The sequence below is a fragment of the Streptomyces violaceoruber genome, assembly GCF_033406955.1.
In the GTDB taxonomy this organism is placed as follows: domain Bacteria; phylum Actinomycetota; class Actinomycetes; order Streptomycetales; family Streptomycetaceae; genus Streptomyces; species Streptomyces violaceoruber.
In genome coordinates, this window is the sequence record NZ_CP137734.1 from 6,239,913 (window position 1) to 6,251,398 (window position 11,486).

General features: G+C 73.5%; 8 protein-coding genes. 4 read left to right on the plus strand and 4 right to left on the minus strand.

What is annotated here, in order from left to right:
* Positions 1-30 precede the first annotated feature (30 nt).
* The 4 genes from R2E43_RS27880 to R2E43_RS27895 form a co-directional block, all read right to left on the minus strand.
* Entirely contained in the window at positions 31-2,421 is a 2,391-nt protein-coding gene (locus tag R2E43_RS27880; RefSeq protein ID WP_332056686.1) for a transglutaminase TgpA family protein, read from the minus strand.
* Positions 2,421-3,782, minus strand: a complete 1,362-nt coding sequence (locus R2E43_RS27885) for a DUF58 domain-containing protein (protein WP_003976720.1) — start codon at positions 3,780-3,782, stop codon at positions 2,421-2,423. The genes R2E43_RS27880 and R2E43_RS27885 overlap by 1 nt, the downstream gene beginning before the upstream one ends.
* Positions 3,782-4,855, minus strand: coding sequence for an AAA family ATPase (locus tag R2E43_RS27890; protein WP_016326008.1), 1,074 nt, complete (start codon positions 4,853-4,855; stop codon positions 3,782-3,784). Before R2E43_RS27890 ends, R2E43_RS27885 begins: the two co-directional genes overlap by 1 nt.
* Positions 4,856-5,111: 256 nt before the next feature.
* A complete protein-coding gene (locus R2E43_RS27895) occupies positions 5,112-5,660 on the minus strand; it encodes a beta-class carbonic anhydrase (RefSeq protein ID WP_003976722.1) in 549 nt (182 codons plus the stop codon).
* Between the two features lie 427 nt (positions 5,661-6,087).
* On the opposite strand from R2E43_RS27895, the gene rsmH reads away from it, so the two are divergent.
* The 4 genes from rsmH (at position 6,088) to R2E43_RS27915 (ending at position 11,480) form a co-directional block, all read left to right on the plus strand.
* Entirely contained in the window at positions 6,088-7,044 is a 957-nt protein-coding gene (gene rsmH, locus R2E43_RS27900; RefSeq protein ID WP_078653284.1) for a 16S rRNA (cytosine(1402)-N(4))-methyltransferase RsmH, read from the plus strand.
* 172 nt (positions 7,045-7,216) lie between these two features.
* The gene (locus tag R2E43_RS27905) at positions 7,217-7,771 is read left to right on the plus strand and encodes an FtsB/FtsL family cell division protein (protein WP_161270016.1); all 555 of its coding nucleotides are present in this window, start codon (positions 7,217-7,219) and stop codon (positions 7,769-7,771) included.
* Positions 7,768-9,732 (plus strand): cell division protein FtsI, encoded by a 1,965-nt coding sequence (ftsI, locus tag R2E43_RS27910; RefSeq protein WP_189283764.1) that lies wholly within the window; start codon positions 7,768-7,770, stop codon positions 9,730-9,732. Before R2E43_RS27905 ends, ftsI begins: the two co-directional genes overlap by 4 nt.
* Before the next feature lie 227 nt (positions 9,733-9,959).
* Entirely contained in the window at positions 9,960-11,480 is a 1,521-nt protein-coding gene (locus R2E43_RS27915; RefSeq protein WP_011028131.1) for a UDP-N-acetylmuramoyl-L-alanyl-D-glutamate--2,6-diaminopimelate ligase, read from the plus strand.
* Positions 11,481-11,486 lie beyond the last annotated feature (6 nt).

Consider the following 11,486-nt stretch of genomic DNA (forward strand, 5'->3'; position numbering starts at 1 on the left):
CGACCCGCGTGGGGTCGGCGCCCGTTCGGCTCAGCCCTGCTGGTCCGATGTCCTGCGCCACTGGGGCCGGGCGGCCGCGGCCCGCCGTTTCAGGGCCGTCCACCGGGCCGACACCGTCCAGGTCACCCGGATGGCCGAACGCGGGGCGAACCGTGCGCGCAGCCGCGTTCCGCGGCCGACCGCGGCCCGCAGCCCGGCGGTCGCCAGCCGCACATCCTCCGCCAGCCCCGCCGCCGGGCGCGGGTGGGGCGCGTAGAGGACCTGCTCCACGGCGTCCGCCACCCGGTGCACCGCCTGTGCGGCCGTCGGCTCGAGCCCGCCCAGCCGGACGATGCGGGCCGCGGCCTTGCGCGGGGTCTGCGACTCCTGGGGCAGGATGCCGAGGTCCCACGCGGCGTCGGTCAGCTCCTGCCACACCGCGAGCGTGTGCGGGCCGACGTCCGCCGCCCCCCGGCCGTGTGCCCCGAGCCGTACCGCCCTCGCGCGCAGCCGCCACAGCATCGGTGCCAGCGGGAGCAGCAGCACCAGAAGCCCGGCCAGGGCCCAGGCCGGCAGCGCGTACCACTTCGGTCCGTCGTCCCCGGTGACGGGCACGGCCACCGCGGACTCGTTGGGGCAGGCGTCCAGCTTCTTGTCCTGCGGGGCGCAGGTGTCGCTCGACGAGGGTGCCGCGGACGGCTCCGCCTCCGCGCTCTGCGACGGGACGGCCGGGTCCGGCACCGAGCTGCCCGGCCGGTCCGTGATGGTGTACGACGGGGTCGAGCCACGCGTCGGCGTCGGCTCGAAGCGGGTCCAGCCCACGCCCTCGAAGTACACCTCGGGCCACGCGTGCGCGTCCCGCAGCCCCACCGACACCGAGCCGTCCGCCTGCGGGGAGCCCGGCGCGAAGCCGACCGCGACCCTGGCCGGAATGCCCAGGGAGCGGGCCATCGCCGCCATGGCGAAGGAGAAGTGGACGCAGAAGCCCTCCTTGTCCTTCAGGAACCGGGCGATCGCCTCCGAGCCGCTGCCGACCTTGACCTGGGTGTCGTACTCGAAGCCGCCGTTGACCGCGAAGTACTCCTGGAGCTTGACCGCCTGCTCGTAGGGGTTCGCGGCGCCGGCGGTGACCTCGCGGGCGGTCCGGAAGACCACGTCGGGCAGCGAGTCCGGCAGCTCCGTGTACTCGCGCGTGAGGGCCGCCGACGGCGGCGGCGCCGCGGCGAGCTGCTCCGCCGTCGGCTGCACGTTCAGGCTGCGTACCTCGTACTTCAGCCCGCGGGTGTTCTGGCCGTGGTCGCCGACCAGGGTCATGCCGACGGGTTCGAAGCGCCAGTTGCCCGCGACGCGCACGCCGCTGGGCGGATAGGGCATCGGCAGCCAGTCCTGCGCGTACCAGTCCGCGGCCGAGATCAGGGCCCGGGTCTCCGTGCGCCTGATGTCGGGACCGAGCCCGACCGGGGTGGGGAACGTGCCGTCCGGCACGGCGGTGATGCGCCGCTTGGACGGCTTCCAGGTGGTGCCGTCGAAGTCGTCCAGGGACACGATGCGCAGGTACAGGTCGGACAGGTCCTCGGAGTCCGTCTGGACGGACAGGACCTGGCGGTCCTCGTTGACGTTCAGGCTGTCCCGCAGGGAGACCAGCGGGTTCACCGCGGAGATCGTGCCGCCGCCACCGGTGCCGGAGCCCACGCCGCCGCCGGCGCCGTCCAGCAGCCCGCCGTCCATCGCGGGCAGGGCGAGCGGCACCACCAGTGCGATGCCCAGCGCGAAGGCGCCGATGCGCCGGCCGGTGCGGACCGGGGCCAGGGCGCGCCCCTGCTCCGGGCCCGGTGGGCGCGGGGAGCCGCCGAAGACCCGGCCCCACTGCGAGAGCCGGTCCCGCCCCTCGGCCAGCAGCAGCATCAGATAGCCGACCGCCGCGACCAGGAACCAGAACCAGTCGGCGCCGCCCTCGGACAGCCCCGCGGCCACCGAGTACAGGGCGAGCAGGGGAAGGCCGGCCGGGGCGGCACTGCGGAAGGTCACCGCGAGCGTGTCCACCAGCAGCCCGATCACCAGGACGCCGCCGACCAGCATCAGCCGGATGCCGTCGGACTCCAGCGGCGCCGGGATCGCGTACCGGGCGATGTCGTCGCCGCCCTGCTGGAGCAGATCGGCGAAGCGCTGGAAGGCCTGCGGGCCGGGGACCAGCCCGGCGAGCGCCTGCTGCCGGGCGAAGACCAGGGTCAGCAGTACCAGCGTCACCAGGGCCTGCGCCGCGATGGTCAGCGGCCGGGCCAGCGGCACCCGCCGGGCCACCGCGCCCACCCCCGACTGCACCGCCAGCAGGACCGCCGCCTGGAGGATCCACGTGGCCGGTTCGACCAACGGCAACAACGCACAGGCCGCCATCAACGTGGCCGCCCAGGCACACACCGCCAACCGCGCGCGCCCGCTCATCACGCCCCCTCTCCGCCGGCCGGCGCCGCGAGGGTGGTGCGTTCGTGGTCGGCCATGCGCCACACTTCCTCCACGGTGGCGCCCCGGGGGACCGCCACGGCGGTCCAGCCCGCCTCACGGAGCATCCGCAGCCGCTCGTCGCTCCCGGCCGGCGGGCCGGGCACGTCGGCCGGCTCCCGGGCCCACGTCTCGCTGTCCAGGACGAAGGCGACGGCGCCGCCGCCCCGCTGCCGCATCTTCGCCACCACCGTGGCCTGCTCCTCGTCCAGGTCGCCGAAGAACGCCACCAGCAGCCCCTCGTTCCCGCCGCGCAGCATGTCGTACGCCCGCGACAGACTCGTGTCGTCGGAGTGGTCGATCACGGCGAGGGTGTCCATCATCAGACCGGCCGCGTCGGCCGTCCCCTGGCTCGCGCCCGCGAAGCCGTCGGCGCCCTCGCCCGGCACCGCGTCGCCGTTGCCGGTGAGCAGCCGGACGGAGAAGCCCCGCTCCAGCATGTGCACCAGCACGGACGCCGCGCCCGACACCGCCCACTCGAAGGCCGAGTCGGGGCCCGCGCCCTCGAAGGCCACGACCCGGGTGTCGAGCAGCACCGTGCAGCGGGCCCGCTGCGGCTGCTCCTCGCGGCGCACCATCAGCTCGCCGTAGCGCGCGGTGGAGCGCCAGTGCACGCGGCGCAGGTCGTCGCCGTAGCGGTACCCGCGCGGGATCACGTCGTCGTCACCGGCCAGCGCGAGCGAGCGCTGCCGTCCCTCGCCGTACCCCTTCGCCTCACCGCTCAGCCGCACCGGCGGCAGCGCCGCCACCCGCGGGATCACCGTCAGAGTGTCGTACGTCGAGAAGGAGCGGGTCAGCTCGCACAGGCCGAACGGGTCGGTCAGCCGCAGCTGCAACGGGCCCAGCGGGAAGCGGCCGCGCAGGTCCGAGCGGACCCGGTAGGACACCTCGCGGCGACCGCCCGGCTCCACCCGGTCGAGCACGAAGCGGGGACGCGGACCGAGTACGTAGGGCACCCGGTCCTGGAGCATCAGCAGACCCGTGGGCAGCCGGGAGACGTTGTCGACGCGCAGGTGCACCCTGGCCTCGCTGCCCGCGGGCACCCGCCCGGGGGAGAGCCGGCGACTGCCCGCGACCCGGTAGCGCGTGCGGTGGAGCACGGCCGCGCAGACCAGGGGCAGGGCACCCAGGAGCAGCCCGACCCGCAGCAGGTCGCTCTGGCCCAGGACGTACGCGCAGACCGCGGCCGCGATGCCGGCGGCCAGGAAGGAGCGCCCTCGGGTGGTCAGACCGGAAAGGGCGGTCCGGATGCCGCCGCCCTCGCCCCCGTCGGCCGCGGACCGGTCCGTCCCCCCGGCGTCCATCACACCCTCCGCGGCGGCTGCTGACCGTACGCCGGCGTGCCGCGGCCCACGCCGAAGCCCGTCTGCTGCTGCGGCTCCGCGGGCACCGCGGTGCGCTGCAGGATCTCCTGGACGACCTGCTCGGCGGTGCGGCGGTTGAGCTGGGCCTGCGCGGTCGGCAGCAGCCGGTGGGCCAGGACGGCGACCGCGAGGGCCTGCACGTCGTCCGGCAGCGCGTAGTCCCGGCCGCTCAGGGCGGCGGACGCCTTCGCCGCGCGCAGCAGGTGCAGCGTGGCACGCGGCGAGGCGCCGAGTCTGAGGTCCGGGTGGGTGCGGGTGGCGGCGACCAGGTCCACCGCGTACCGCCGGACCGGATCCGCCACGTGGACGCCGCGGACCGCCTCGATCAGCTTCAGGATGTCGTGCGCGTGCGCCACCGGCTGGAGGTCGTCCAGCGGGCTGGCCCCGCCGTGCACGTCGAGCATCTGCAACTCGGCCTCCGGGCTCGGATAGCCGATGGAGACCCGGGCCATGAAGCGGTCCCGCTGGGCCTCCGGAAGCGGGTAGGTGCCCTCCATCTCGACCGGGTTCTGCGTCGCCACCACCATGAAGGGACTGGGCAGCTCGTAGGTCTGGCCGTCGATGGTGACCTGGCGCTCCTCCATCGACTCGAGCAGCGCCGACTGCGTCTTCGGCGACGCGCGGTTGATCTCGTCGCCGATCACCACCTGGGCGAAGATCGCGCCCGGCTTGAACTCGAAGTCCCGCCGCTGCTGGTCCCAGATCGACACCCCGGTGATGTCCGAGGGCAGCAGGTCCGGCGTGAACTGGATCCGGCGCACGGAACAGTCGATGGACCGCGCCAGCGCCTTGGCCAGCATGGTCTTGCCGACGCCCGGCACATCCTCGATCAGCAGGTGCCCCTCGGCCAGCAGCACGGTCAGCGAGAGCCGGACGACCTCGGGCTTGCCCTCGATCACGTCCTCCACCGAACCGCGGACCCGCTCGACCACGGCGGTCAGATCTTCCCCCACGCTCCCGTACGCTCGCGCGGCGGTGCCTCCACGGCTCGCCTGATCGTCATAGGTCGTCACCCGGCCCTCCTCGGCCTTTCCCCGCACTTCCTGGGAAGTGGAGGTACCCCAACTTGCCGGCCGGCCCCGCACCGCGGACCGGCCCACCCCGAATCACGGACACCGCGCCGAAAAAGTTCCGCGCGACACCACTTCCCGCATTCTTGCCGCCGTTACCGATTCGTGTCACTCGCCTGTGGACAACTGGCCGCGATATGTCGGCGCTTACGGCCTTTGCGGAGCTTGCACGGCGGGATCGTCGGGGCGGGCCGCCGGATCAGGCGGGGTCGACCTCGCGCAGCAGCCCGGTCTTCACGTCGAAGACGAAACCGCGCACGTCCTCGGTGTGCAGCAGGAACGGCGAGGTGCGCACCCGCTCGATCGACTGCCGCACGTCCTGGTCGGCGTCCCGGAATGCCTCCACCGCCCACGCGGGACGCTGGCCCACCTCCAGCTCCAGGTCGTGCCGGAACTCCTCGGTGATGGTCTCCATGCCGCAGCCCGTGTGGTGGATGAGGGCCACGCTGCGGGTGCCGAGCGCCCGCTGGCTGATCGTCAGGGACCGGATCACGTCGTCGGTGACGACACCGCCCGCGTTGCGGATCGTGTGGCAGTCGCCGAGCTTCAGGCCGAGCGCGGCGTGCAGGTCCAGGCGGGCGTCCATGCAGGCCACGACGGCGACGCGCTGTACGGGACGGGCGTCCATGCCCGGGTCGGCGAACGCCGCGGCGTAGCGTTCGTTCGCCTCGACGAGCCGGTCGGTGACGGTGTGGTCGGCCACTGTGGCGGATTCGGAGGCGGCGGGTACCGATGCAGAAGTCGTCATATCCATGACGTTACTGGCCGTCCCGGCCCGTGGCCCGCTGTGAAGCGGGACAAAGAACGTCATCGACGCTTGTTGTGAGCCAACCCACAGGGTGGCGGGATTGCGGCCGTACGAGTGAAAAGCCGTGCGATGCCGGTTTGCTGACACCGGTGTCCGCGACGCGCAGGCCGGTTGATTGACCGGGCGACACCGTGGACTAAAGTGGCGCGAAGCGGGAGGCGAGGCCTCCCTGCTGGACTGAATTCCCCGGAGACCTGGGCGACGTCCCGCCAGATCTCCCCACGTGCGCGGCGCGTACGTACGGCTCGGCCTCCTCCCGCTCCTGGCCGGCCGACGCTTTTGGCGCCGGCAGGCCTCCCCTTCAGATGCGAGCGGGAGGGGACCCGGCAGTGCGTGACGCCGCGCCGGACCTGAGAGGCCGCCCCACTTGAGCCAGAGTCGACACGTCCCGGTGATGCTCCAGCGGTGTCTGGACCTGCTGGCACCCGCCCTCCAGGAGCCGGGAGCCGTGGTCGTCGACTGCACGCTGGGGCTCGGCGGGCACAGTGAGGCGCTCCTCGAACGCTTCCCCGAGGCCCGGCTCGTCGCCCTCGACCGCGACAAGGAGGCTCTGCGCCTGTCCGGCGAGCGGCTCGCCCCGTACGGCGGACGCGCCACCCTCGTGCACGCCGTCTACGACGAGTTGCCCGACGTGCTCGACCGGCTCGGCGTCCCCCGCGTCCAGGGCGTTCTGTTCGACCTCGGCGTCTCCTCCATGCAGCTCGACGAGGCCGACCGCGGCTTCGCCTACGCCCAGGACGCCCCGCTCGACATGCGGATGGACCAGAGCACCGGCATGAGCGCCGCCGAGGTGCTCAACACCTACCCGCCCGGCGAACTCGTCCGCATCCTGCGGGCGTACGGCGAGGAGAAGCAGGCCAAGCGGATCGTGTCCGCCGTCGTGCGCGAGCGCGAGAAGGAGCCGTTCACCAACAGCGCCCGCCTGGTGGAGCTGATCCGCGCGGCGCTGCCGCAGGCCGCCAAGCGCACCGGCGGCAACCCGGCCAAGCGCACCTTCCAGGCCCTGCGCATCGAGGTCAACGGCGAGCTGTCCGTCCTGGAGCGGGCGATCCCGGCCGCCGTCGAGTCCGTCGCGGTCGGCGGGCGGATCGCCGTGCTGTCGTACCACTCGCTGGAGGACCGGCTGGTCAAGCAGGTGTTCGCGGCCGGCGCCGCCAACACCGCGCCGCCCGGCCTGCCCGTCGTCCCCGAGCAGTACGCACCGCGGCTCAAGCTGCTCACCCGCGGTGCCGAACTCCCCACCGAGGAGGAGATCGCCGAGAACCGCCGCGCGGCACCGGCACGGCTGCGCGGCGCCGAGCGCATCAGGGAGTCCCTCGGGTGAAGGGAGTCCCTCGGGCGGAGCGAGCGAGGCAGGCCGGGCACCGGTGCGGACGACGGCCCCAAGGGGGTGTCGTCCGGATCAGGCCGGCTCCGGGAGGCGGTGCCTCGTGGCGGACCCGAGCGGCCCCCGCGACCCCGGCAAGATCCAGACGACACCCCCCAGGGGAGGGCGTGTGAGCAGGAAACCCGAACTGAAGGGCAGGGCGGCCCGGCTGGCCCGGCTCCTGCCCACCGGCGGATCCCGGGGCCAGGCGGCCCGGGCGCCGTTCGTCCTCCTGGTCGTCGTCCTCCTCGGCGGCGGCCTCATCGGGCTCCTCGTGCTGAACTCCGCCCTGAGCGAGGGCTCCTTCCAGCTGGACGACCTCAAGCAGCGGACCAAGGAGCTCACCGACGAGGAACAGGCGCTCCAGCGGGACATCGACGCCTACTCCGCCCCCCGGGCCCTCCAGCGCCGCGCCCGCGAACTGGGCATGGTGCCCGGCGGCGACCCCGCCTTCCTCGACCCCGACGGCACCGTCAAGGGCGTGCCGAGCCCCGCCCCCGCCGCGGCCACCCCGCTCGTCCTCGCCCCCGAGGCGCTGGCCTCGACGTCCGCCGGCGCGTCCACGGTCACACCGTCCCCCTACAGCGAGCCCTCCGGCCCGCCCCCCACCGCGGCCCCGTCCGGCACGGCCGCCACCCCCACCACCGCGGCGCCGCCCACCCCGACCCCGACTCCCGGCAGGTGACGGAAGTGTCCGACAGGGAACCGCCGCGCCGCCGGGTGCCCGGACCCGCGAGGCCCGTCCGCTCCGGCGGCGGGCGCCGCCCGGGACCCGGCGCCCGGCCCGCCCGCAGGCCGGGACCGCCCCGCCCGGCGCCCCGCGCCTTCCGGCTGGGCAGTCCGCGCCCCAGGCTGCGCATGATCGGCCTCGCCCTGACCCTGGTGCTGGCCGCCTTCGTCGTACGGCTCCTCCAGGTGCAGGCCGTCGACGCCGGCACCTACTCGGCGAAGGCCGAGCAGAACCGCTACGTCGTGCACACCCTGCCCGCCGAACGCGGCGGGATCACCGACCGCAACGGCGTCGCCCTCGCGACCACCGTGGACTCCTACGACATCACCGCCGACCCCACGATGTTCACCCGCGAGCAGCTGAAGGTCGACGACGGACCCGAGCAGGCGGCGGCGCTCCTCGCACCGATCCTCGGCCAGGACCAGGAGCAGCTGGCCAAGGTGCTCCGCCCGAAGAACAGGGAACTGCGCTACGTCCGCCTCGCGCGCCGGCAGACCCCCCAGGTCTGGAACCAGATCAAGGACCTGAAGACCGCGCTCACCGCGAAGGCGGAGACCGACAGGGCGACGGTCAACGTGCTCGCGGGCGTCTTCGCCGACCCCAGCAGCAAGCGGGTGTACCCGGGCGGCGACCTCGCCGCCGGCATCCTCGGCTGGGTCGGCGCCGACGGCAAGGGCGGCGGCGGCCTGGAGCGGAAGCTGGACACGACGCTGGCCGGCGAGGACGGCAAGATCCGCTACGCCCAGTCCGGGGGGCGCCAGGTGCCCACCGCCGGTTCCACCGAGACGCCCGCCGTGCCGGGCAGCGACGTCGAGCTGACCATCGACCGCGACATCCAGTGGGCCGCGCAGCACGCCATCAGCGAGCAGGTGGAGAAGTCCAAGGCGGACGGCGGCTACGTCATCGTCCAGGACACCACCACCGGCGAGATCCTCGCCATGGCCAACTCGCCCGGCTTCGACCCGGGCGACCTCGCCCACGCCGACCCCGCGGCGCTGGGCAACGCCGCGCTCCAGGACGCCTTCGAGCCGGGCTCCACCGCCAAGGTGCTGTCCATGGCGGCCGTGCTGGAGGAGAACGTCGCCACGCCGGGCACCCACATCACGGTCCCCAACCGGCTCAAGCGCGGCGACCGGCTCTTCAAGGACGACATCGACCACCCGACCTGGTACCTCACGCTCAACGGCGTGCTCGCCAAGTCCAGCAACATCGGCACGATCATGGCCACCGGCGAGCTGGGCAAGACCCAGGCCGAGGCCAACAAGGTGCTCTACTCCTACCTGCGCAAGTTCGGCCTCGGCGGCTACAGCGGGCTCGGCTTCCCCGGCGAGACCAAGGGCATCCTCGCGCCGCCCGACCAGTGGTCGACCTCGCAGCAGTACACGATCCCTTTCGGCCAGGGCGTCTCCGTGAACGCGCTCCAGGCGGCCTCCATCTACTCGACCGTCGCCAACGGCGGCGTCCGCATCGAACCCACGCTGGTCCGCGGTACGAAGGGCGCCGACGGACGCTTCACTCCGGCCCCGGAACCCAAGAAGACCCGCGTGACCAGCGAGAGGACCGCGAAGACCCTCTCGCAGATGCTGGAGTCCGTCGTCGACGACGAGGAGGGCACCGGCACCAAGGCCCGCATCCCCGGCTACCGGGTGGCGGGCAAGACGGGCACGGCCAACCGGGTGGATCCGGCCACCGGCAAGTACCACGGTTACACCTCGTCCTTCGCCGGGTTCGCCCCCGCCGACAAGCCCCGGGTCACCGTCTACTGCGCCATCCAGAACGCCACCGAGGGCAGCTACTTCGGCGGCCAGATCTGCGGCCCCATCTACAAGCAGGTCATGGAGTTCGCCTTGAAGACCCTTCAGGTCCCGCCGACCGGGGCCGCCCCCGCGAGGCTCCCGGTCACCTTCAAACCCTGAGCCGTACCGCCCCCTCGCACCGAGCCGCACCGAGCCGCACCGAGCCGTACCGAACCAGCGCCGATTCAGTACCGAGCCACCAGGAACCATCCGTGACGACGATCACCCCCGACCCCGGGAACCAGAACAGCCCTTCCCCCTCGCTTCGCCCCCAGGCGGGTACTGCCGGTACGCTCACCGCCGTGCCACACCCTGATCAGTCCCAAACCACCCAGAAGGGCCACCCCGTGACATACCCGGGACCGCCCCGGCCGGTGCGGATCTCCGCCACACCCCTCGCGGAACTCGCCGATCAGCTGGGTGTCGCCGCGCCGGACGGCTCCGCCGAGATCACGGGGATCACCCACGACTCGCGCGCCGTCCGCCCCGGTGACCTGTACGCCGCCCTTCCCGGAGCCCGCCTGCACGGCGCCGACTTCGTCACCCAGGCCGCCGGTCTCGGCGCCGCCGCCGTGCTGACCGACCCGGCCGGCGCGGAGCGGGCCGCCGCCGCCGGTCTGCCGGCCCTCGTCGTCGACGACCCGCGCGCGCGGATGGGCGAGCTGGCGGCCACGATCTACGGCCACCCCGGCCGCGACCTGCTCCAGATCGGCATCACCGGCACCTCCGGCAAGACGACCACCGCCTACCTCGTCGAGGGCGGCCTGCGCACGGCGAAGTCCACCGGGCTGATCGGCACGGTCGAGATGCGCATCGGCGACGAGCGCATCAAGTCGGAGCGCACCACGCCCGAGGCCACCGACCTCCAGGCGCTGTTCGCGGTGATGCGCGAGCGCGGCACCGAGGCGGTCGCCATGGAGGTCTCCAGCCACGCCCTGGTGCTCGGCCGCGTCGACGCCTGCGTCTTCGACATCGCCGTCTTCACCAACCTCAGCCCGGAGCACATGGAGTTCCACTCCGGCATGGAGGACTACTTCCAGGCCAAGGCGCAGCTCTTCACCCCGAAGCGCAGCAGGCTCGGTGTGGTCAACGTGGACGACGAGTACGGGCGCCGCCTGGCCAAGGAGGCCACCGTCCCGGTCGTCACCTACTCCGCCGAGGGCCACCCGGACGCCGACTGGCGCGCCGACGAGGTCGAGGTCGGCCCGCTGGACTCGACGTTCACCGTGCTCGGGCCGAAGGGCGAGCGGATCGCCGCCAAGTCGCCGCTGGCAGGACCCTTCAACGTGGCGAACACCCTCGCCGCGATCGTCGCCCTGGCCGCCGCCGGGCTCGACCCGCAGAGCGCCGCCGACGGCGTCGCCGCCGTACCGGGCGTGCCGGGCCGCCTGGAGCGCGTGGACGAGGGCCAGCCCTTCTTCGCGGTGGTCGACTACGCCCACAAGACCGACGCCGTCGAGTCGGTCCTGCGGGCCCTGCGCAAGGTCACCGAGGGCAAGCTGCACGCCGTGCTCGGCTGCGGCGGCGACCGGGACACCACCAAGCGGGAGCCGATGGGCGCCGCCGTGGCCCGGTTCGCCGACACCGCCGTACTGACCTCCGACAACCCCCGCTCCGAGGACCCCCTCGCGATCCTCGCCACCATGCTCCAGGGCGCGGCGTCCGTGCCCGCGCACGAGCGCGGCGAGGTGCAGGTCTTCGAGGACCGGGCCGCCGCGATCGCCGCCGCCGTCGCCCGGGCCGAGCCCGGCGACACGGTGCTGGTGGCGGGCAAGGGCCACGAGCAGGGCCAGGACATCGCCGGCGTCGTCCGTCCCTTCGACGACCGCCAGGTGCTGCGCGAAGCCATCAAGAAGACCCAGGGATGAGATCCC